20 protein-coding genes are annotated in these 21210 nt (G+C 72.7%); 7 read left to right on the forward strand and 13 right to left on the reverse strand.

Going from position 1 to position 21210, the window contains the following annotated elements; genetic code table 11:
- Positions 1 to 17: 17 nt before the first annotated feature.
- The 6 genes from AB5L52_RS31520 to AB5L52_RS31545 form a co-directional block, all read right to left on the reverse strand.
- A complete protein-coding gene (locus tag AB5L52_RS31520) occupies positions 18 to 641 on the reverse strand; it encodes a GntR family transcriptional regulator (RefSeq protein WP_369367319.1) in 624 nt (207 codons plus the stop codon).
- A 232-nt stretch (positions 642 to 873) separates the two neighbouring features.
- On the reverse strand, positions 874 to 2640 hold the full coding sequence (gene sucB / locus AB5L52_RS31525; protein WP_369367320.1) for a 2-oxoglutarate dehydrogenase, E2 component, dihydrolipoamide succinyltransferase: 1767 nt from the start codon (positions 2638 to 2640) through the stop codon (positions 874 to 876).
- Between the two features lie 60 nt (positions 2641 to 2700).
- Positions 2701 to 4089 carry a dihydrolipoyl dehydrogenase gene (gene lpdA / locus AB5L52_RS31530; protein WP_351578405.1) on the reverse strand — a complete coding sequence of 463 codons (1389 nt, stop codon included), beginning with the start codon at positions 4087 to 4089 and terminating at the stop codon, positions 2701 to 2703.
- A 305-nt stretch (positions 4090 to 4394) separates the two neighbouring features.
- Positions 4395 to 5951 (reverse strand): leucyl aminopeptidase, encoded by a 1557-nt coding sequence (locus AB5L52_RS31535; protein WP_369367321.1) that lies wholly within the window; start codon positions 5949 to 5951, stop codon positions 4395 to 4397.
- A gap of 258 nt (positions 5952 to 6209) precedes the next feature.
- Positions 6210 to 6788 (reverse strand): RDD family protein, encoded by a 579-nt coding sequence (locus tag AB5L52_RS31540; protein WP_369367322.1) that lies wholly within the window; start codon positions 6786 to 6788, stop codon positions 6210 to 6212.
- Between the two features lie 63 nt (positions 6789 to 6851).
- Complete coding sequence (locus tag AB5L52_RS31545) at positions 6852 to 7637, reverse strand: adenosylcobinamide-GDP ribazoletransferase (protein ID WP_369367323.1); 786 nt, start codon at positions 7635 to 7637, stop codon at positions 6852 to 6854.
- A gap of 60 nt (positions 7638 to 7697) precedes the next feature.
- On the opposite strand from AB5L52_RS31545, the gene AB5L52_RS31550 reads away from it, so the two are divergent.
- Positions 7698 to 8462, forward strand: a complete 765-nt coding sequence (locus AB5L52_RS31550; RefSeq protein WP_351018238.1) for a hypothetical protein — start codon at positions 7698 to 7700, stop codon at positions 8460 to 8462.
- Here the strand turns inward: AB5L52_RS31550 and AB5L52_RS31555 are convergent.
- The 3 genes from AB5L52_RS31555 to cobT form a co-directional block, all read right to left on the reverse strand.
- Positions 8402 to 9166 carry a hypothetical protein gene (locus AB5L52_RS31555; protein WP_369367324.1) on the reverse strand — a complete coding sequence of 255 codons (765 nt, stop codon included), beginning with the start codon at positions 9164 to 9166 and terminating at the stop codon, positions 8402 to 8404. The genes AB5L52_RS31550 and AB5L52_RS31555 overlap by 61 nt on opposite strands.
- 10 nt (positions 9167 to 9176) lie before the next feature.
- A complete protein-coding gene (locus AB5L52_RS31560) occupies positions 9177 to 11258 on the reverse strand; it encodes a phosphatidylglycerol lysyltransferase domain-containing protein (RefSeq protein ID WP_369367325.1) in 2082 nt (693 codons plus the stop codon).
- 136 nt (positions 11259 to 11394) lie between these two features.
- On the reverse strand, positions 11395 to 12489 hold the full coding sequence (gene cobT, locus AB5L52_RS31565; RefSeq protein WP_351018230.1) for a nicotinate-nucleotide--dimethylbenzimidazole phosphoribosyltransferase: 1095 nt from the start codon (positions 12487 to 12489) through the stop codon (positions 11395 to 11397).
- Positions 12490 to 12622: 133 nt separating this feature from the next.
- On the opposite strand from cobT, the gene AB5L52_RS31570 reads away from it, so the two are divergent.
- The gene (locus AB5L52_RS31570; protein ID WP_369367326.1) at positions 12623 to 13609 is read left to right on the forward strand and encodes a class I SAM-dependent methyltransferase; all 987 of its coding nucleotides are present in this window, start codon (positions 12623 to 12625) and stop codon (positions 13607 to 13609) included.
- A 63-nt stretch (positions 13610 to 13672) separates the two neighbouring features.
- Here the strand turns inward: AB5L52_RS31570 and AB5L52_RS31575 are convergent, their stop codons facing one another.
- Complete coding sequence (locus AB5L52_RS31575) at positions 13673 to 14875, reverse strand: bifunctional adenosylcobinamide kinase/adenosylcobinamide-phosphate guanylyltransferase (protein WP_369367327.1); 1203 nt, start codon at positions 14873 to 14875, stop codon at positions 13673 to 13675.
- An 80-nt stretch (positions 14876 to 14955) separates the two neighbouring features.
- On the opposite strand from AB5L52_RS31575, the gene AB5L52_RS31580 reads away from it, so the two are divergent.
- Entirely contained in the window at positions 14956 to 15168 is a 213-nt protein-coding gene (locus AB5L52_RS31580) for a hypothetical protein (protein WP_031173077.1), read from the forward strand.
- A 50-nt stretch (positions 15169 to 15218) separates the two neighbouring features.
- Here AB5L52_RS31580 and AB5L52_RS31585 read toward each other — a convergent pair whose 3' ends face one another.
- From AB5L52_RS31585 to AB5L52_RS31595, 3 genes are all read right to left on the reverse strand, one after another.
- Positions 15219 to 16292 carry a S1C family serine protease gene (locus AB5L52_RS31585; protein WP_369367328.1) on the reverse strand — a complete coding sequence of 358 codons (1074 nt, stop codon included), beginning with the start codon at positions 16290 to 16292 and terminating at the stop codon, positions 15219 to 15221.
- A 93-nt stretch (positions 16293 to 16385) separates the two neighbouring features.
- Positions 16386 to 17087 (reverse strand): methyltransferase domain-containing protein, encoded by a 702-nt coding sequence (locus AB5L52_RS31590; protein ID WP_351018436.1) that lies wholly within the window; start codon positions 17085 to 17087, stop codon positions 16386 to 16388.
- 83 nt (positions 17088 to 17170) lie between these two features.
- Complete coding sequence (locus tag AB5L52_RS31595; protein ID WP_351018219.1) at positions 17171 to 17767, reverse strand: DUF3043 domain-containing protein; 597 nt, start codon at positions 17765 to 17767, stop codon at positions 17171 to 17173.
- A 310-nt stretch (positions 17768 to 18077) separates the two neighbouring features.
- Here AB5L52_RS31595 and AB5L52_RS31600 point away from each other — a divergent pair, with 310 nt between their 5' ends.
- The 4 genes from AB5L52_RS31600 to AB5L52_RS31615 all read left to right on the forward strand — a co-directional run bounded on the left by AB5L52_RS31600 (position 18078) and on the right by AB5L52_RS31615 (position 21206).
- Positions 18078 to 18869, forward strand: coding sequence for a PspA/IM30 family protein (locus tag AB5L52_RS31600; protein WP_351018218.1), 792 nt, complete (start codon positions 18078 to 18080; stop codon positions 18867 to 18869).
- A gap of 33 nt (positions 18870 to 18902) precedes the next feature.
- Positions 18903 to 19181, forward strand: a complete 279-nt coding sequence (locus AB5L52_RS31605; protein WP_351018215.1) for a hypothetical protein — start codon at positions 18903 to 18905, stop codon at positions 19179 to 19181.
- 115 nt (positions 19182 to 19296) lie between these two features.
- Entirely contained in the window at positions 19297 to 20529 is a 1233-nt protein-coding gene (locus AB5L52_RS31610) for a histidine kinase (protein WP_351018212.1), read from the forward strand.
- On the forward strand, positions 20526 to 21206 hold the full coding sequence (locus tag AB5L52_RS31615; RefSeq protein ID WP_351018210.1) for a response regulator transcription factor: 681 nt from the start codon (positions 20526 to 20528) through the stop codon (positions 21204 to 21206). Before AB5L52_RS31610 ends, AB5L52_RS31615 begins: the two co-directional genes overlap by 4 nt.
- Positions 21207 to 21210 lie beyond the last annotated feature (4 nt).

Here is a 21210-nt window from a genome sequence, read left to right on the forward strand (position 1 = left end):
AGGTCTGCTCGACTGCGTCAGGCGCGCGGCGCGCACCCCAGGACATGGGCCTTCACGATCTCGGCGATCCGGGGGTCCCGCCGCTTGAAGGCGGCCACCAGTTCCTCGTGCTCCTCCGCGTACGACTGCTGCACCGTGCCCAGCCAGCGGATCGACAGCGCCGTGAAGACCTCGATGCCCAGGCCCTCCCAGGTGTGCAGCAGTACCGAGTTGTTCGCGGCCCGGACCAGCTCGCGGTGGAAGCCCACGGTGTGGCGGACCTGGGCCGTGCCATCGGCGTCGCGGTCGGCCTTGTACAGGGCCAGGACATGCGGCTCCAGGGCCGAGCAGTCCTCCGCGAGATGGCTGGCCGCCAGCTCCGCCGCGATGGCCTCCAGTCCGGCCCGGACCGGATAGCTCTCCTCCAGGTCCGCCGCGGTCAGGTTCCGCACGCGCACGCCCTTGTTCGGCGCGGACTCGATCAGGCGCAGTGACTCCAGCTCGCGCAGGGCCTCGCGGACCGGGGTCTGGCTGACCTCCAGCTCGGTGGCGATACGGCGCTCCACGATGCGCTCACCCGGCTGCCAGCGCCCGCTGACGATCCCCTCCACGATGTGCTCGCGGATCTGTTCGCGCAGCGAGTGGACGACGGGCGCGGTCATGAGGGCTCCTTCGGGAGGGCTGACGTTTAGACAATACGGCGGGTTCGCTCCGTGGGCGGGGCGGGCGGGGGTGCTTTCGCGCAGGTGAGACGAGGCTTACACGCAACGTGTGCCGACAAACACGAACACCCCGCCCGGAAAGCTCCGGACGGGGTGCCGTACTGGCTGAAGGAACGTCAGAGGCCCAGCTCGACTTCGTTTCGATCCTCGGCCCGAAGGCCGCCAGGTCGGGTCAAAGGCCCAGCTCGACCTCGAACTCGCCCGCTTCCAGGATCGCCTTGACCGCCGTCAGGTAACGGGCCGCGTCGGCGCCGTCGACCAGGCGGTGGTCGTAGGAGAGGGTCAGGTAGGTCATGTCGCGGACGCCGATGACCGTGCCCTCCTCGGTCTCGATGACGGCCGGACGCTTGACCGTGGCACCGATGCCGAGGATCGCGACCTGGCCCGGCGGCACGATGATCGTGTCGAACAGGGCGCCACGCGAACCGGTGTTGGAGATGGTGAAGGTCGCACCGGACAGCTCGTCCGGGGTGATCTTGTTGGCGCGGACCTTGCCGGCCAGGTCGGCCGTGGCCTTGGCGATACCGGCGATGTTCAGGTCGCCCGCACCCTTGATGACCGGGGTCATCAGGCCCTTCTCGGAGTCCACCGCGATACCGATGTTCTCGGAGTCGAAGTAGGTGATCGTGCCCTCGGCCTCGTTGATCCTGGCGTTGATGACCGGGTGGGCCTTCAGCGCCTGCGCGGCGGCCTTGACGAAGAACGGCATCGGGGAGAGCTTGACGCCCTCACGGGCCGCGAAGCCGTCCTTGGCCTTGGCGCGCAGCTTCATCAGGCGGGTGACGTCGACCTCGACGACCGACGACAGCTGGGCCTGCTCGTGCAGCGCCTTGACCATGTTGTCGCCGATGACCTTGCGGATGCGGGGCATCTTGACGGTCTGGCCGCGCAGCGGGGAGACCTCCAGCGCCGGGGCCTTCTTGGCGGCGGCCGGTGCGGCGGCCGGGGCCGGAGCAGCGGCGGCGGCCTTCGCGGCCTCGGCGGCGGCGATGACGTCCTGCTTGCGGATACGGCCGCCGACGCCGGTGCCCTTGACAGCGGCCAGGTCGACGCCGTTCTCGGCGGCGAGCTTGCGCACCAGCGGGGTGACGTAGGCGCCCTCGTCCGTCGCCTGGGTGGCGGTCGGGGAGGTCGGCGCGGTGGCCGGGGTGACCGGAGCCGGGGCGGGCGCCGGAGCCGGAGCCGCGGGGGCGACCGGGGCCGGGGCGGCGGCGGGCGCGGCCGGAGCGGCGGGCGCGGCCGGGGCAGCCGGAGCCGGGGCCGGAGCGGCCGGGGCAGCGGCGGCGGGGGCCGGGGTGGCCGGAGCCGGAGCGGCGGCCGGGGCGGCACCCGCGGCGCCGATGACGGCGAGCTTGGCGCCGACCTCGGCGGTCTCGTCCTCGCCGACCACGATCTCCAGGAGCACGCCGGAGGCGGGCGCCGGGATCTCGGTGTCGACCTTGTCCGTGGAGACCTCGAGCAGCGGCTCGTCGGCCTCGACGGAGTCGCCGACCGACTTCAGCCAGCGGGTGACGGTGCCCTCGGTGACGGACTCACCGAGCGCGGGCAGGACCACGTCCGTGCCGGTGGCGCCACCGGCCGGGGCGGCCGGGGCGGCGGCCGGGGCAGGGGCGGCCGGAGCCGGAGCGGCCTCGGCGACCGGGGCCGGGGCAGCCGGAGCGGCCTCGGCGGCGGGGGCCGGGGCGGCCGCGGGGGCGCCGGTGCCGTCGTCGATCACGGCCAGCTCGGCGCCGACCTCGACGGTCTCGTCCTCGGCGACCTTGATGGAGGCCAGCACGCCGGAGGCGGGCGAGGGGATCTCGGTGTCGACCTTGTCGGTCGAGACCTCGAGCAGCGGCTCGTCGGCCTCGACGCGCTCGCCCTCGGCCTTCAGCCAGCGGGTGACAGTGCCCTCGGTGACGCTCTCACCGAGCGCCGGAAGGGTTACGGAAACCGCCATGGTTTCGGTTGCTCCTTACGAATTGCGGAAGTCTGAAGTCGTCGCTTCGTCGACCGAGGGTCAGTCGTGTGCGTGCAGCGCCTTGCCGGCCAGCGCCAGGTGGGCCTCGCCGAGCGCCTCGTTCTGCGTCGGGTGGGCGTGGATGAGCTGGGCGACCTCGGCCGGCAGCGCCTCCCAGTTGTAGATCAGCTGGGCCTCGCCGACCTGCTCACCCATGCGGTCGCCGACCATGTGGATGCCGACCACGGCACCGTCCTTGACCTGGACGAGCTTGATCTCGCCCGTGGTGTTCAGGATCCTGCTCTTGCCGTTGCCGCCCAGGGGGAACTTGATGGCGACGACCTTGTCCGCGCCGTAGATCTCCTTGGCCTTGGCCTCGGTGATGCCGACGGAGGCGACCTCCGGGTGGCAGTACGTCACCCGGGGGACACCGTCGTAGTCGATCGGGACGGTCTTCAGACCGGCCAGACGCTCCGCCACCAGGATGCCCTCGGCGAAGCCGACGTGCGCGAGCTGGAGCGTCGGGACCAGGTCACCGACGGCGGAGATGGTCGGGACGTTGGTCTGCATGTACTCGTCGACCAGGACGTAGCCACGGTCCATGGCGACGCCCTGCTCCTCGTAGCCCAGGCCCTGCGAGACCGGGCCGCGGCCGACGGCGACGAGGAGGACCTCGGCCTCGAACTCCTTGCCGTCCACGAGGGTGACCTTCACGCCGTCCTGGGTGTACTCGGCCTTCTGGAAGAAGGTGCCCAGGTTGAACTTGATGCCGCGCTTGCGGAACGCGCGCTCAAGAAGCTTCGAGGAGTTCTCGTCCTCGACCGGGACGAGGTGCTTCAGGCCCTCGATGACCGTGACGTCCGAGCCGAAGGACTTCCACGCCGAGGCGAACTCGACGCCGATGACACCGCCGCCCAGGATGATCGCGGACTTCGGCACGCGGTCCAGGACGAGGGCGTGGTCGGAGGAGATGATCCGGTTGCCGTCGATCTCCAGGCCCGGCAGCGACTTCGGCACGGAGCCGGTCGCCAGCAGGACGTGGCGGCCCTGGACGCGCCGGCCGTTGACGTCGACGGAGGTGGGGGAGGACAGTCGGCCCTCACCCTCGATGTAGGTCACCTTGCGGGACGCGATCAGACCCTGCAGGCCCTTGTACAGGCCGGCGATGACGCCGTCCTTGTACTTGTGGACGGCCGGGACGTCGATGCCCTCGAAGGTCGCCTTCACGCCGAACTGCTCGCTCTCGCGGGCCTGGTCGGCGATCTCGCCCGCGTGCAGCAGGGCCTTGGTGGGGATGCAACCCCGGTGCAGGCAGGTGCCGCCGACCTTGTCCTTCTCGATCAGGGCGACGTCCAGGCCCAGCTGCGCCCCGCGCAGGGCCGCGGCGTAACCACCGCTACCACCGCCGAGGATCACTAGGTCGAAAACGGTGCTGGCGTCGTTCGCCACGTCACGTCCTCCATGCATGTGCGCCTTGCGCCGATCTCCAGTGACCGGCGGGCGGCTGGTGTCCGGCCGCTTGATGCTTCGGCCCTTCGGTGGGGGCCCTGTCCTGCCGGGCTCCATCTTTGCACTTGTTCGAGGCGGACGAGACGCCGGGCCGGGGTGTGAGACGCCCCACGTACAGCTGAAAACGGAGGCGCGCGTGACCAAGGGGCGCGGGGCCGTGTCCGATATGCGGCTCCGCCGCGTGGGCGCGAACACCTCCCACGCGGCGGATCAGCACTACGGAATGGACCGCGCCATCAGGCGTTTCAGCCCAAGTCACCCGCGGCGGTGAGCTCCGCCAGCCGGACCAGCGTGCGCACGGCAGAACCCGTGCCGCCCTTGGGCGTGTACCCGAACGGACCGCCCTCGTTGAACGCCGGGCCGGCGATGTCGAGGTGCGCCCAGGTGATCCCCTCCGCCACGAACTCGCGCAGGAAGAGACCGGCGACCAGCCCGCCGCCCATCCGCTCACCCATGTTCGCGAGGTCGGCGACCTGGGACTCCATGCCCTTGCGCAGGTGCTCAGGCAGCGGCATCGGCCAGGCCGGCTCGCCGACCTCCTCCGCCGCCTCGTGCACCGCGGAGCGGAACGCGTCGTCGTTGGCCATGACCCCGAACGTCCGGCTGCCCAGCGCCAGCATCATCGCGCCGGTGAGGGTCGCGACGTCCACGATCGCGTCCGGCTTCTCCTGCGAGGCCGCCCACAGCGCGTCCGCCAGGACCAGGCGGCCCTCCGCGTCGGTGTTGAGGACCTCGACGGTCTTGCCGCTGTACATGCGCAGGACGTCCCCGGGGCGGGTGGCGCTGCCGGACGGCATGTTCTCGGCCAGCGCCAGCCAGCCGGTGACGCTGACTTCCAGGCCGAGCCGCGCGGCGGCGACGACCGCGGCGAACACGGCGGCCGCACCGCTCATGTCGCACTTCATCGTCTCGTTGTGCCCGGCCGGCTTCAGCGAGATGCCGCCCGAGTCGTAGGTGATGCCCTTGCCGACGAATGCGAGGTGCTTGTCGGCCTTCGGGTGCGTGTACGACAGCTTGACCAGGCGTGGGCCCGCGGCCGAGCCGCCGCCGACGCCGAGGATGCCCCCGTAGCCGCCCTTGGCCAGGGCCTTCTCGTCGAGCACCTGCACCTTGAGGCCGTGCTCCTTGGCCGCGGCCTGCGCTTCGGCGGCGAACGCCGCCGGGTTGAGGTCGTTCGGCGGCATGTTGATCAGGTCGCGGGCGCGGTTCAGCTCCTCGGCGACCGCGACGGCACGGGCGACGGCACCCTTGTGGGCGGCGTCGCGCGGCTTGCCGCCGAGCAGCGCGGCCTCGGCCAGCGGAGCCTTGCCGTTCTTGCCCTTGGCGTCCTTGCCGTTCTCCTTGTAGACGTCGAAGGCGTACGCGCCGAGCAGCACGCCCTCGGCGATCGCGCCGACGGCACCCGGGCCGTCGACGGGCAGCGCGAACGCCGCCTTCTTCGAGCCGGCGAGCGCCCGGGCGGCCACGCCGGCGGCCTTGCGCAGCGCCTCGGCGTCGTAGACCTCGTCGCCCGCGTCCTCGCTCTTGGCGTCCGGCTCCGCGCCCAGGCCGACCGCCACGACGATCGGGGCCTTGAAACCGGCCGGTGCGGGCAGCTTGGTGAGCTCGCCCTCGGCACCCGAGGCACCGAGGGTCTCCAGAACGCCGGCCAGCTTGCCGTCGTACGCCTTGTCCACGGCTTCGGCGCCCGGCGCGACGACGAGGTCCCCGGACCTGGATCCAGCGCCCTTGGCGACACCGATCACGATCGCGTCGGCCCGCAGGCCGGGCGCCGCTGCGGTGCTGAGAGTCAGAGCAGTCACGGTGGTGAGTTCTCGCTTCCGATGTGAAGTTGCTGTGGCCGAAGAGGGGTGGGTCGACCGGGCCCGAGAGCCGACCCTAGGTCCATACCTGGGCACTGGTGGCAACCGGGGCCTTCACCCTGTCGGCGAACACCCGGGACGAGACTACGCGCGTGCGCGCCCTCGCTCATTCCTACGGGCGTTCACCTGAGCGTGGCGCCATGTCCATTTCCGCCACCCACGCGCCCGCGAACCGCACCGGCGAACGAGCCGGAGCCGTCACGTCCGCCGCTGGAACACGCCCACCACGGAGGTGCCGGCCAGCCGGTCGGCGAGGGAGCGGCGGCCGGGGAAGAACACCGTCAGGGCGTTGACCACGAACAGCACCACCGCGACGGCCCACACCAGTACCGACAGCACGAACCGGCCCTCGATCAGCAGCACACAGGCCAGCGCGTACACCGCGACGTCCGCGGCGGTGGTGACGGCGGCCCGGCGCGCGGCGGCCCGGGACAGCCGCGGGGTGATGCGCAGGCCGAGCAGGCCCTTGCCGAGGGTGCGGCCGAGCAGCGTGAGGCAGGCCCACTGGTAGAGGAACGTGACGACGACGAGCGCGCCGAAGGCTTCCTCCACGTCCAGCACGATGCTGTCCCACAGGGACAGGCCGAGGTGCTCGGAGGCGCTCATGACGTCACCGCGCGAGGTGACCAGGTCGAGGCCGCCCCTGGCGGCCAGCGAGGGCACGTCGGTCACCAGCGCGGCGATTCTGTGGAAGGTGAGTATCGCGAGCAGCGCGGCTGCCGCCGCCACCAGCGCGAAATCTATGGACCAGGCCAGGGCGCGGCGCAGCGTCGGCACGGATCTCCCCCCGAATCACCACTGTGTTGTCCGTGTTCAGGCAAAGAGCTTAGCGGTCCGGTTTCAGTGGCCCAGAGCCAGCACGATCAGCGAAGCCGTCGCCGCCGTCTCCGCCAGCGCGCCGAAGACGTCCCCCGTGACCCCGCCGAAGCGGCGGACGCAGCGGCGGAGCAGGAGTTCGGCCGCGGCCAGGGACAGGAGCACCGCGGCCGCCGCGCGCAGCGCGCCGTACGGCCCGAGGGCCGCGCCCCAGACGGCCGCGCCGAGCGTGACGGCGGCCGCCACGGCCGGTGCGCCCGGCGCCGGTACCACCCCGGCGACCGCCGCGCCCAGCCCCTCCGGCCGGGCGGGCGGGACTCCGGTGCGGGCGGCCAGGGTGAGGGCGAGTCGCGCCGTGACCGCCGAGACGACGGCCGCCTGCGCGCCCCGCCCCCAGGAGTCGCCGTAGAGCTGGGCCAGCACCGCGACCTGGGCCAGCACCACCAGGACCAGGGTGATGACCCCGAACGGCCCGATGTCCGACTGCTTCATGATCCGTAGCGCGTCCTCCGCGGGCTTGCCGCTGCCCAGCCCGTCGGCGGTGTCGGCGAGCCCGTCGAGGTGCAGCCCGCGGGTCAGGGCCGCGGGTACGGCGACGGAGGCGACGGCGGCCAGCAGCGGACCGGCGCCCAGGGCGAGCAGGAGCAGCCCGAGTCCGGCCGCGCAGCCGCCGACGACCAGCCCGGCCACGGGGGCGGTCAGCATCCCGGCGCGTGCGGCCCCCCGGTCCCAGCGGTGCACCCGGACGGGCAGCACGGTGAGGGTGCCGAAGGCGAAGCGGAGGCCGTCGAAACGGGAGGACTTGAGCACCGGCGCAGGTTACCCGGCGCTCGTGGAGCCACCCGCCGCACCCGGGGATATGGTGCGCATATGGGGCACTGGTGGGTACGGAACATCGTCGAACCGGGCAAGCTCCCGCTGCTGCTCGCCCTCGCCGCCTTCGTGCTCACCTTCGTCGTCACCCGCGTGATCACCCGCCTGATCCGGGCCGGCCGGGGCCCGTTCGGCAACGTCAAGGCGGGCGGGCTGCACATCCACCACGTCGTACCCGGCGTCGTCCTCACCCTCGTCGGCGGATTCGGCGCGGTCGCCAGCGACCGGCACGGCGCGGGCGGGGCCGTCGCCGCCGTCCTGTTCGGCATGGGCGCCGGGCTGGTGCTGGACGAGTTCGCGCTCATCCTGCACCTGGACGACGTCTACTGGAGCGAGGAGGGCCGCAAGAGCGTCGAGGTCGTCGTGCTCACCGCCGCACTCGTCGGGCTGCTGCTCGCCGGGTTCTCCCCGTTCGGCGTCAACGACCTGTCCCCGGAGGAACTTCAGAACCGCGGCGGTGCCCTCACCACCATCGCCATGAACTTCCTCTTGGCGCTCGTCGCCCTGAGCAAGGGCAAGGCGCGCATCGCCGTCTTCGGGGCGATCGTGCCGCTGGTCGCGCTGGTCGGCGCCGTCCGGCTGGCCCGCCCCGGCTCCCCGTGGGCCCGCCGCTTCTACGGCCGTCGCCCGCGCGCCCGCGCCAAGGCCGCCCTGCGCGCCTATCATCACGACCGCCGCTGGGCCAGGCCGCGCCACGCCTTTCAGGACTTGATCGGCGGCAAGCCCGACCCGCGCCCGGTCCGGTGGCCCGACCGCCGCTGACCGCGCCGCGTCAGCCGGCCGTACCCGCGCCGCAGCCGGGGCCGCAGCCGGTGCCCCCGGCGGTGCCGCACCGCCACGATCAGACACAGCAGCCCCACCGCCATCAGCGCGGCCAGGTGTTCCTTGCCCGCCAGGTTCTCCTTGATCAGCACCTCGGCCACCATGGCCATGGTCACCGCGCCCGCCGTCAGATAGGCGCCGTACCGCCAGGCCACGAACACGGCGAGCCCCACCACGGCCGCCGACGGGCCGGTGTCCACCACCTGCGCGTCCGTCCACGGCAGCCCGAACGGGGCGTGCGCGCCGAGGGAGATGCCGATGCGCGCGTACAGGGTGCCGGCGAGCGTGGCGACGTACGCGATGACCAGGGTCCGCCACCAGCCGATGCACACCTCGGAGATCCCGAACACCAGCAGGATCTGCGCCAGCGCACCCCACACCGGCAGATCCAGCGCCGGCACGTACAGCGACAGGGGAGTGCGCAGCAGGGCCAGCCACAGCGGGTCCTCGGCCCGTACGGCGCCCACGTTCTGCACGAACTGATAGCCCCACTGCTGGTTCTGCACCCACTGGAGCAGGTAGGTCAGGCACACCACCGCGAGCGTCATCCGGATCGCCCGCAGGCGCCGCTTCAGCAGGGCTTCCCGTACGGTGACGCACAGCAGCCCCCACTCCTCACGGGCCCAGCGGGCGAGGGTTCTCATCAGACGTTCCTCATCGGTGCGTGTCCAGGTGCCTGCGGTGCAGCCACTTCGGCAGTCCCGGCGCCGTGGGGCCTGTCGCCGGATTCCCGTCTGCCCCGCGACGCCTGGCACGCACTCCCCCAGAGGGGGCACCCCCAGCCGCGTTGCCGAACCGCCCACGTGGCTCCTCTCCCACGCTCGGCTTCGCTCGCGCGGGGGCACCGCCGTCGAGGTCGCTCCGGCGCCTTGCGATCGCACGCACCAGACGCCGCGGGGCCCGCCCTGCGGGCGGACGACGCGAATCCGGCGACAGGCCCCCCAGGAAGCCCTCCGCGCGGGCCGAGGCGAGGCCGATGCGCGGCAGGTCCGCGCTCTTCTCGAAGAGCAGGAATCGTGGCTCCCAGATGGGCCGGTACTTGGCGTTGGCGCGGTACAACGACTCGATCTGCCACCAGCGGGAGAAGAAGCTGAGCAGCGACCGCCACAGCCTCAGCACCGGACCGGCACCGAGACGCGCGCCACGTTCGAAGACCGACCTGAACATCGCGAAGTTGAGCGAGACCTGCGTGATCCCGATCTCGTCGGCCCGCCGCAGCAGTTCGATGACCATGAACTCCATCAGCCCGTTGTCGGAGTCCCGGTCACGGCGCATCAGGTCCAGGGACAGCCCGTGCGGCCCCCACGGCACGAACGACAGCAGGGCGCGCAGCCGGCCGTCGGCATCCGTGCACTCCAGCATCACGCACTGCCCGTCCTCGGGGTCCCCGAGCCGGCCGAGCGCCATGCTGAAGCCGCGCTCGGTCGCGCCGTCCCGCCAGTCGTCCGCCCGCTTCACGAGATACGCCATCTCGTCCGACGAGTTCGACGAGTTCGACGCGTCCGCCGAGTCGGCCGGGCCGGACACGCCGGCCGGGATGTCCTCGTGGCGCCGGATCCGCACCTGGTATCCGGCCCGCTTGACCCGGTTGTACGCCTGCCGGACCGTCCGCATCGCCCGGCCCTCCAGCGTGAAGTCGGCGACCTCCACGATCGCTTCGTCGCCGAGCTCCAGGGCGTCAAGACCGTGCCGGGCGTAGACCGTGCCCGCCTCCTCGCTCGCCCCCATCACCGCCGGGATCCAGCCGTGCGCCCGGGCCTCGGCCAGCCACGGTGCGATCGCGCCCGGCCACGCCTCCGGATCGCCGAGCGGATCCCCGGACGCCAGGCTCACCCCGCCGACCACCCGGTAGGCGACGGCCGCCTTCCCGGTCGGCGACCACACCACGCTCTTCTCCCGGCGCAGCGCGAAGTAGCCCAGCGAGTCCCGCTCGCCGTGCCGCTCCAGCAGGGCCCGCAGCTGCTTCTCGTCGTCCTCGGTGAGCGGGTCCACGGCGCGCCGGGAGCGGAAGGCGGCGTAGAACACGGCGAGGACGAGGGCCGTACTGAGCACGTTGATCGTGACGTTGGTCCAGTTCGGCGGGTCGATGCCCGGGAAGCGGGACTCGTCGGCCGCCACCGACACCAGCCGCAGGGTGCCGTAGTGCCAGCGCTCCAGGAAGGTCGAACGGGCCGCGTCCGGCGGCTGGTTGGTGACCGTCACCAGCAGCCCGGCCAGCAGGCTCGCGGACAGCCCGCCACCGATCGCGACTGTCGCCGCGAGCCGGGGATTGGACCGGTCGCCCTTGGCGTAGAACTCGCGCCGGCCCACGACCAGCGCGCCGACGAAGGCGGCCGTCAGCCCCAGCGAGATCCAGTTCTGCGCGTACCGGCGCAGCTCCGGGAAGACCATGGCGAACGCGAACAGAACGAGGAAGGACCCGCTGAGCACGAGGTTGAGGATCCAGGCGGCCCGCTTTCTGCGCCGCATGGTGATCGCCAGGAACGCCGTGAACAGACCCGAGGCGAAGCCCGCCGTCAGCAGATACGGCGTGAAGAAGTCGTCCTGGTTGTGCCGGCGCACGTCCTGGCCGAGCGAGACCCAGACCGCGCTGAGGAAGTTGATGAAGGCGATGGTCCGCAGATACCAGACGGCGAAGGCGGCGGCTCGCCGGGAGGCCCCGGTGGACCGCCGCTCCTTCTCACCCGGGCGCCCCGGCTCGGCTTGCAGCGGAACGGCATTTCGGGCATCTCCCATGGGTCAGGATCATATGGGCGCCGCCCTGACGAACCGCACTTTTCCGCCGGGAGGCGGCACCTGCCGATCTTTTCCGCCGCAACGGCGATCGGCCGGGACGGCGGAATCCGGCAGCGCCGAACCGGCCGAAACCCGACTAGTCGCTCTCCTCCTCGGAAGGTTCCTCCGGCTCCTTCTCGGTCTCCGGCTGCTTCTCGGGCAGTTCGGCGGCCAGCGCGGCAGCGCCCCGCACCAGGGGAAGCGCCAGCAGGGCCCCCATGCCCTCGCCGACCTTCACGCCCTGCTCCAGCAGCGGCTCCAGGGCCATCCGGTCCAGTGCCTTCGCCTGCCCCGGCTCCCCGCTGTCGTGCCCGGCCAGCCACCAGTCCGGCGCCCGGAAGGCGACGCGCTGCCCGACCAGCGCACACGCGGCGGCCACGACGCCGTCCAGGATCACCGGCAGCTTCCGCACCGCGCACTGCAGCAGGAACCCGGTCATCGCCGCGAGGTCCGCGCCGCCCACGGTCGCCAGCAGCTGCGCCTGGTCCCCGAGCACCGGCCGCGCCCGCCGCAGCGCGTCCCGGATCGCCGCGCACTTGCGCATCCACGCCAGGTCGTCGATCGCGGCTCCGCCCCGCCCGGTCACCACCGACGCGTCGGTCCCGCACAGCGCGGCGATCAGCACCGCCGCGGCCGTCGTCCCGCCCACGCTGACGTCCCCGAGTACCACCAGGTCCGTACCCGAGTCGGCCTCCTCGTCGGCTACGGCGACGCCCGCGCGCAGCGCCGCCTCCGCCTCCTCCAGGGTGAGCGCGTCCTCGATGTCGATACGGCCGCTGCCGCGCCGCACCCGGTGTCGTACGACGTCCTCCGGGAAGGCGTCCGGTGCGCAGTCCAGGGCCATGTCCACGATCCGTACCGGCACTTCCTGCCGCCGCGCCAGCACGGACACCGGGCTCGCGCCCTCCAGGACCGCCCGCACCAGCTGCTCCGCACCGCCCGCGGGCCGCGCCGAGACGCCCAGCTCGGCGATGCCGTGGTCACCGGCGAAGAGGATCACCCGCGGCCGTTCGATGGGCCGTACCGGCACGGCGCCCTGCGCGGCGGCCAGCCACTCGCCCAGCTCGTCGAGGCGGCCCAGCGCCCCGGGCGGCACGATCTGGCGCTCCCGCCGGGCCTCGGCGTCACGGCGCACGCCCCCGTCCGGGCGCTCGATCAGATCGGTGAAGTCGTCCAGATTAAGCCTGCTCATTCGCCGAACAGTACCGCCAGAGAACGAACGCTTCCGCGCCACATGGCGACCACACGCCCACGACGTCATTGCACCCAAGATCGGGATCCCATACTTTCCGGTTTGTCGTGGAATGTCGCTCAGGGAGTCGCCCATGTCGACCTCGCCCGCCAGCACCCCGAAGACCCTCACGCGGTCCTTGGACCCGTTTCTCGAACCGCGCCGCGAGAACTGCCCCTGGTGCGGCTCCGCCCGGCTGCGCACCCGGGTACGGGCGAGCGATCCGCTGCGCCACCGGCCGGGCCGGTTCGTCGTCGACCAGTGCCGTGACTGCGCCCACGCCTTCCAGAACCCCCGCCTCACGGCGGAGGGGCTCGCCTTCTACCACCGGGACTTCTACGTACGGCACCTGGAGGAATTCACCGCCCGCGTCGTGTCCGACGGCGCGGTCCGGCGCCGGCACCGTGCCGCCGCCCACAAGCTGTCGGCGCTGTCCGAGGCGGAGAGCTGGCTGGACGTGGGCACCGGCCACGCCGGCTTTCCCGCGGCGGCGAAGGAGTTCTTCCCGTACACGAGCTTCGACGGGCTGGACCCGACGGCCCGGGTGCAGCAGGCACAACTGGAGGAGCGGGTCGAGGAGGCGCACCGCGGCTACCTCGCCACCCCCGGGACGGCGGCCCGGCTGCGCGGCCGCTACGACGTGGTCAGCATGTTCCGCCACCTGGAGCACACGCCCGACCCGCGCGCCGAGCTCCGCGCGGCGCTCACCGTCCTGCGCCCCGGCGGCCACCTGGTCCTGGAAGTCGCCGACCCGCGCTGCGCGTTCGCCGCGCTGCTCGGCCGATGGTGGCTCCCCTGGGGCCAGCCCCGCCACCTCCACCTGATGCCCCTGGCCAATCTGCGCGCGGAACTAGAGGGGCTCGGCTGCGCGATCCTCGTCACGGACCGCCACGCCCCGCACATCCCCTACGACCTCTCGGGCGCCCTCGCCCTGGCCTCGGCCCCCCATCCCCTCCTGACACTCGCCGCGGAGCCTCTCTTGGCCGCGGCCTCGGCCCTCGACCACGTCCTGGCGCCGTTCGTCCGCCGCACGCCCTTTTCCAACGCGTACCGGCTCGTGGCCCGCAAGGCCGTCCGCTGACCGGTACGGCCCCGCGCCCCTCGGGGAACGGCGCTGCCGTCGGCCATGCGGCCCCGCCGCCCCTCAGCCCCGCAGCACCAACGCCTGCCCGGCCACCACCAGCAGGACCTGCTCGCACTCCGCTCCGAACGCCGTGTTCAGCCGACCCAGTTCATCCCGGTACCGCCGCCCGGACGCGGTCGCCGGCACGATCCCCGACCCCACCTCGTTGGACACGGCGACAACGGTCCGCCGCGTACCCCGCACGGCCTCGGCCAACTCCCGCACCCGCTCCCGCAACGCCTTCTCACCGCCGCCCGCCCACTCCGCGTCGTCCCACGCCCCCACGGAGTCCATGACGTCCGTCAGCCACAGCGACAGACAGTCGATCAGCAACGGCGGCCCGTCCTCCCGCAACAGCGGCACCAGATCCGTCGTCTCCGCCGTACGCCACGACCCCGGCCGCCGCTCCCGGTGCACGGCCACCCGCTCCGCCCACTCGCTGTCCCCGCCCCGCGTCCCGCCGGTCGCCACGTACAGCACGTCGGGGAAGGACTCCAGCCGCTGCTCGGCCTCCACCGACTTGCCCGAGCGCGCCCCGCCCAGCACCAGCGTCCGGCGCGGCACGTCCGGCACGTCCTCGTACGCGCCGACCGCCAGCGTCGTACCGTCCGGCACCACCCGCGCCCCGGCCGCCGCCAGCCGGCGCCGCAACTCCGCGCCCGGCGGCACGTCGTGGTCGAGATGGACGGCGACCACGTCCGTCGTGGGGCCCACCGAGTCGACCGCGCGCAGCCGGGCCAGCGCGTCCGGGCGGGCCACGACGTCCGCGAGGACCAGGTGGTACGACTCCGCCGTCCCCGTCTCCAGACCGGCCGGCGCCCCGCCCGGCGGAAGATACAGCAGCCGCTGCCCGTCCGGCCCGGTCACCGCGTACCCGGTGCCGCCCGAGTCCATCGCCACGGCCCGTACCCGATGCCCCGTCAGCAGCGCCAACTCCCGCCCGTCCGGCACCCGCACGGGCTGCGGCAGCCCGGCCGGCACCTCCACCGCCGGCCCGTCGTGCGGATGCGACAGCAGCACCTGCCGTACCCCGCCCAGCGAATGCCCCGCCCGCGCCGCCGCGAACGCCACGCCCGGCGTCAGGTCGAGCAGCAGCGTCCCGTCCACCAGCACGGCCGTCGCCGCCCGGGCGTCCGGCCCCAGCGCGGTCGCGCAGGCGGCACAGGGGCAGTCGGGGCGAGGCAGTCCGGCCGGGGCGCCGGTACCGAGCAGAGTCACTTCCACGGAATCGATTTTCGCCTGTCTGATCAGGTCTTGCGCTTCCGGCTAGTCTTCCAGCAGGTGTTGGATCGAAGGAGGACTGGATGACGGCATGGACGTGGCGGTTCGAGAAGGCCGACGGGACGGAGGTCCAGCCCGCCGTGCAGCCCGAGGAGTTCACCACGCAGGGAGATGCCGAGTCCTGGATCGGGGAGCACTGGAAGGCGCTGCTCGACGGAGGGGCCGACCAGGTGCGGCTGTTCGAGGAGAACACCGAGATCTACGGTCCGATGAGCCTGCACGCCGACGCGGCCTAGCGGACCCGAGGGGTACGGCCCCGGGTCGTACCCCTGCCCGCCGCGCTCCCTCACTGCTCGCCCAGCGTCACCGTCGCCGACTTCTCGGCGCCGGCGCGCTGGTACCTCACCGTCGTCTTCTGGCCCGGCCGGTCCGCAGCCAGCGTCTCCGAGAGGGAGGTGACGGTGCTGATCCGCTCGTTCCCCAGCCTCGTGATGATGTCGCCCGGCCGCAGGCCCGCCTTGGCGGCCGGGCCGCCGCTCCGGACGCTGACCACCGCCACCCCGGCGGGCTGGTAGCGGTCGTCCACCACCGTCCGCGCGGTGACGCCGAGTGCGGCCCGGCCCGAGTCGACGACCTTGCCTTCCTTCACGATCTGGCCGGCGATCGTCTTCACCATCGACGCCGGGATGGCGAACCCGATGCCGGGCGCCGCGCTGCCCCCGAGGTTGGGGTCGGCGGCGGCGAGCGTCGGGATGCCGATGACCTGCCCGTCCAGGTTGACCAGGGCGCCGCCGCTGTTGCCGGGGTTGATGGGAGCCGAGGTCTGCACCAGATTCGCGAGGGTCGCGCCCGTACCGCCGCCCACCTCGCTGACGGTCCGCCCGGTCGCCGAGACGATGCCCTGGGTCACGCTGGACGACAGCCCCAGCGGTGAGCCCATGGCCAGCACGATCTGGCCGACCTGCACCTTCTCGGAGTCCCCGAACGTCGCCGCCTTCAGCCCGGCCGGCACCTTGTCCAGCTTGATCACGGCCAGGTCCTGCTCGGGGTAGGAGTACACCAGGTGCGCGGTGAGCGGCTCCTCGCTGTTGGCCGTGGTCACCCTGAAGGTCTTCTCCGACTGGACCACATGCGCGTTGGTGACGATGTGTCCCTTGCCGTCGTACACCACCCCGGAGCCCAGGTCGTGGCGCGCCTGGATCTGCACGACCGACGGCAGGACCTCCTTGATGACCTTCAGGTAGTCGCTCTGCAGATCGTTCGCGGCCATCGGCACGGCCGCCCGCGCGGTCGTCGCGGTGCCGGTGTCCTGCGGGGCCGGCGCGGCGGAGCGGGAGCAGCCGGCGACGAGGACGGCGCAGCACACGAGAGCAGCGGCGGCGATGGCCCCGCCGAGGGCGCGGGTACGGGAAGCGTCCATGCCCCGAGTCTCACCGGCCGCCGATCGACCGGCCCGAGGTGTTCCCCCGAACGGGCCCGACCCCGTGCGCCGCACAGGGACCGGGCGACCGGCTCAGCCTCGTACGCCGCACAGGTGGAGCAGTGCCGCCACTCCGCGGTAGGGATCGGTGCGGCCGGCCCGCTCCTCGGCGGCCAGCAGCGTCTCCAGGTCGTCCGGGATCGGCGCGTCGTCCGCGGCGGTGTCCGTGAAGACCCGCACGCCGTACCAGGCGTGCAGCGGGGCGGCGATCCCGGCGAGCGTGGCGGTGAGGGTGGCCAGCCGGTCGGCTCGTACGTCCAGGCCGAGGCGGTTGCGATAGGCGGTGGTGTCGAAGGAGTCCAGGGCGCCCGACCAGTCCCCGGACAGGCCCGGCCGCAGGGCGAGCGCGTCGCCGTTGCGGACCAGGAGGGACAGCAGCCCGCCGGGCGCGAGCATCCGGGCCAGGCCCGCCAGCAGCGGGTCCGGCTCCTCGACGTACATCAGCACACCGTGGCACAGCACCACGTCGAAACCGCCCGGCAGAAAGTGCACACCGGTGTCGCGCCCGTCGCCCTGCACCAGCCGCACCCGCTCGCGGATGCCCTCCGGCTGCGCGGCCAGCGCCTCACGCGCGGCGGCGATCATCGTCGGGTCCTGCTCGACCCCGGTCACCTGATGGCCGAGCCGGGCCAGCCGCAGCGCCTGCGTGCCCTGGCCCATGCCCACGTCGAGCACCCGCAGCCGCTGCCCGACCGGGAACCGCCCGGCTATCTGCTCGTCGAGCTGCCGGGCCACCAGCTCCTGTCGCACGACATCACGCAGCCGGCCCAGCTTGCTCAGCCAGGCCGCGGCCGCACCCCCGGTGAAGGCGTCTGCGCTCAGGGCCGCTCTCCGCGCTTGACCTGCGGCTTCGGCAGCCGGAGCCGGCGCATCTGCAGGGACCGCATCAGGGCGTAGGCGACCGCGCCACGCGTGTTCTGCCCGGGGAACTTCTCCTTGAGGCGCTTCTTCAGGCGGAAGCCGCTGAACGCCGCGTCCGCCACGATCAGCACGATCACCACCAGCCACAGCAGCAGCGCGATCGACTGGATCGCCGGCACCCGCACCACGCTCAGCACGAGGATCACCACGGCGAGCGGCAGGAAGAACTCGGCGACGTTGAACCGCGAGTCCACCCAGTCACGGGCGAACCTGCGGACCGGGCCCTTGTCCCGGGCGGGCAGATAGCGCTCGTCACCGCTGGCCAGCGCCTGGCGCTGCCGCTCCAGGGCCTGGCGCCGCTCCTCGCGCTGGCGCTTGGCGGCCTCCTTGCGGTTGGTCGGCGTGTTGGCCACGCTGCGCCGCTGGGTCTGGGCCTCACTGCGCTTGGGCGTGGGCCTGCCCTTCGGGGCCTGCGGGTCACGGGGCTGCTTGGAGAGGCCTACCGGCGTCTTGTCGGTGGGAGCCTTCTCGTCCTTGGCACGGCTACGGAACACAAAACCCAAGGGTACGGGCTGCACCGGCATGGACCCCAGTCCGGCGGGGAACGATCCGGCAACACCGGACGTCTGTAGGGGGACAGAGGGGACGTTGCAGGCGCTTCACCCGGCGGTCACCGGCGGGCCTCGAAAAGGCCCACCCCGAGGACCACCTACTCCTCACGCCGGAGCGATACCGTCCGCAGTCGTCCTTGGGGATGAGCGTATCCATCCCCGAACAGTGCGGTAATGGAGTCAGGGCCCGTACTGTGGGTCCTGTCGCAGGATCTGTGAGCTGGAGTCCGTCAGAAGGGGGCGCGCGAAGCCCATGAGCGGTGTCATGAAGCGTATGGGGATGATCTTCCGCGCGAAGGCGAACAAAGCCCTTGACCGGGCCGAGGACCCGCGCGAGACCCTCGATTACTCGTACCAGAAGCAGCTGGAGCTGCTGCAGAAGGTGCGCCGCGGGGTCGCCGACGTGGCGACCAGCCGCAAGCGCCTGGAACTCCAGCTCAACCAGTTGCAGCAGCAGTCCACCAAGCTGGAGGACCAGGGCCGCAAGGCGCTCGCGCTCGGCCGCGAGGACCTGGCCCGCGAGGCGCTGTCCCGGCGCGCCGCCCTCCAGCAGCAGGTCACCGACCTCGAGACGCAGCACTCCACCCTCCAGGGCGAGGAGGAGAAGCTCACCCTCGCGGCCCAGCGCCTGCAGGCCAAGGTGGACGCGTTCCGCACGAAGAAGGAGACCATCAAGGCCACCTACACCGCCGCCCAGGCCCAGACCCGGATCGGCGAGGCCTTCTCCGGCATCTCCGAGGAGATGGGCGACGTCGGCCTCGCCATCCAGCGCGCCGAGGACAAGACCGCCCAGCTCCAGGCCCGGGCCGGCGCCATCGACGAGCTGCTCGCCTCCGGCGCCCTGGACGACCCGACCGGCATGGCCAAGGACGACCTGACGGCCGAGCTGGACCGCATCTCCGGTGGTACGGATGTAGAGCTGGAGCTGCAGCGCATGAAGGCCGAGCTGGCCGGAGGTTCCCCGCAGCAGGCCATCGAGGGCGGCACCGCCCAGGGGCAGCCCCAGCAGCAGCCGAAGGACACCCCGCGCTTCGACAAGCAGTAGTCCGGCACCGGGGCCCGAGCCGAGGAGGCCGACGTGATCGTACGGATTATGGGGGAGGGCCAGGTGCGGCTGGACGACTCCCATTTCGTCGAGCTGAACAAGCTGGACGACGAGCTGCTGGCGGAGATGGAATCCGGTGACGAGGAAGGCTTCCGCCGTACGCTGGGCGCCCTCCTCGACTCCGTCCGTCGGCTCGGCACGCCCCTGCCGGACGACGCCCTGGAGCCCTCGGAGCTGATCCTTCCGGCGTCGGACGCCTCCCTGGACGAGGTCCGGGAGATGCTCAGCGACGACGGGCTGATCCCGGGCTGACCCGGTCTCTCCAGAGGTTCCCCGACAGCTCGGGGCGGCGTCGCCCCGGGCAAGTGCCCCCACCCCCGACCGGAGGCAGTACAGGGCACCCGTACAGCACCCGTACTGTTCACCCGTGAGCACTCTCGACCGCGCCCGCTGCAGCCTCAAGGCCCACCCCTCGGCCCTGGACGCGGCCATCGCCGCAGGTGTGCTGGTGTGCATGGTCGCCGGATCCTTCGTGATCCCCCGCGGGAACAACGGCGTCACCTGGGGCGTCCGCACCCCGGACGGCCAAGGCCTGCTCCTCATGGCCCTGGCCGCGGCCGCCCTCGTCTTCCGCCGCCGCGCCCCGAAGCCGGTCCTCGCCGCCACCGGCACCCTCTCCGTCATCGAGTCCGTCACCGGTGACCCCCGCGCCCCGGTCGCGATGTCCGCCGTCGTCGCCCTGTACACCGTCGCCGCGACCACCGACCGCACCACCACCTGGCGCGTCGGCCTGCTCACCATGACCGTGCTGACGGCCGCCGCCATGCTCGGCGGCCCCCTGCCCTGGTACGCGCAGGAGAACCTCGGCGTGCTCGCCTGGACCGGCATCGGCGCCACCGCCGGGGACGCCGTGCGCAGCCGGCGCGCGGTCGTCCAGGCCATCCGGGAGCGGGCCGAGCGAGCCGAACGCACCCGCGAGGAGGAGGCCCGCCGCCGGGTCGCCGAGGAGCGGCTGCGGATCGCCCGCGATCTGCACGATGTCGTCGCCCACCACATCGCCCTGGTGAATGTGCAGGCCGGGGTCGCCGCGCATGTCATGGACAAGCGGCCCGACCAGGCCAAGGAGGCCCTGGCGCACGTACGCGAGGCCAGCCGCTCCGCCCTCGACGAGCTGCGCGCCACCGTCGGCCTGCTCCGCCAGTCCGGCGACCCCGAGGCCCCGACCGAACCCGCCCCCGGCCTGAGCCGCCTTGAGGAGCTGGCCGCCACCTTCCGCAACGCGGGCCTGCCAGTGGCGGTGGCCCGCGCCGACCAGGGCACCGAACTGCCCGCCGCCGTCGACCTCGCCGCGTACCGGATCATCCAGGAGGCCCTGACGAACGCCCAGAAACACGCGGGGCCCGACGCCAGGGCCGAGGTCAGCGTCGTACGCGTGGGGCCGAACATCGAGGTCACCGTCCTGGACGACGGCGCGGGCGCGGCCGGTGTGCCCGGGGCCGGCGGCGGGCACGGACTGCTCGGCATGCGCGAGCGGGTCACCGCCCTCGGCGGCACCCTGACCACCGGACCCCGCTACGGCGGCGGCTTCCGCGTCCATGCGATCCTGCCCCTCAAGACCCGAAGCGAGACCCGTACGACGGCCCCGGGGGAGACCGCATGACGATCCGTGTCCTGCTCGCCGACGACCAGGCACTGCTGCGCAGCGCGTTCCGGGTGCTGGTCGACTCCGAGCCCGACATGGAGGTCGTCGGGGAGGCCTCCGACGGGGCCGAGGCGGTCCGGCTGGCGAAGGAGCAGGGCGCCGACGTCGTCCTCATGGACATCCGCATGCCGGGCACGGACGGGCTCGCCGCGACCCGGATGATCAGCGAGGATCCCTCCCTCGCCCAGGTCCGCGTGGTCATCCTGACCACCTTCGAGGTCGACGACTACGTCGTCCAGGCGCTGCGCGCGGGCGCCTCCGGCTTCCTCGGCAAGGGCAGCGAACCGGAGGAGCTGCTGAACGCCATCCGCCTCGCCGCGGGCGGCGAGGCGCTGTTGTCACCCACCGCCACCAAAGGGCTGATCGCCCGCTTCCTCGCCCAGGGGGACGGCGACGACGGCCGTGACCCGGCCCGCTCCGAGCGGCTCGGCGCGCTCACCGGCCGCGAGCGCGAGGTGCTCGTCCAGGTCGCCGGCGGGCACTCCAACGACGAGATCGCCGAGCGGCTCGCGGTCAGCCCGCTCACGGTGAAGACGCACGTCAACCGGGCCATGGCCAAGCTGGGCGCGCGCGACCGGGCGCAGCTCGTCGTGATCGCGTACGAGTCGGGGCTGGTCCGGCCGAGGACGGACTGATCTC

Origin of the sequence: Streptomyces sp. CG4 (genome assembly GCF_041080655.1) — a bacterium.
In the GTDB taxonomy this organism is placed as follows: domain Bacteria; phylum Actinomycetota; class Actinomycetes; order Streptomycetales; family Streptomycetaceae; genus Streptomyces.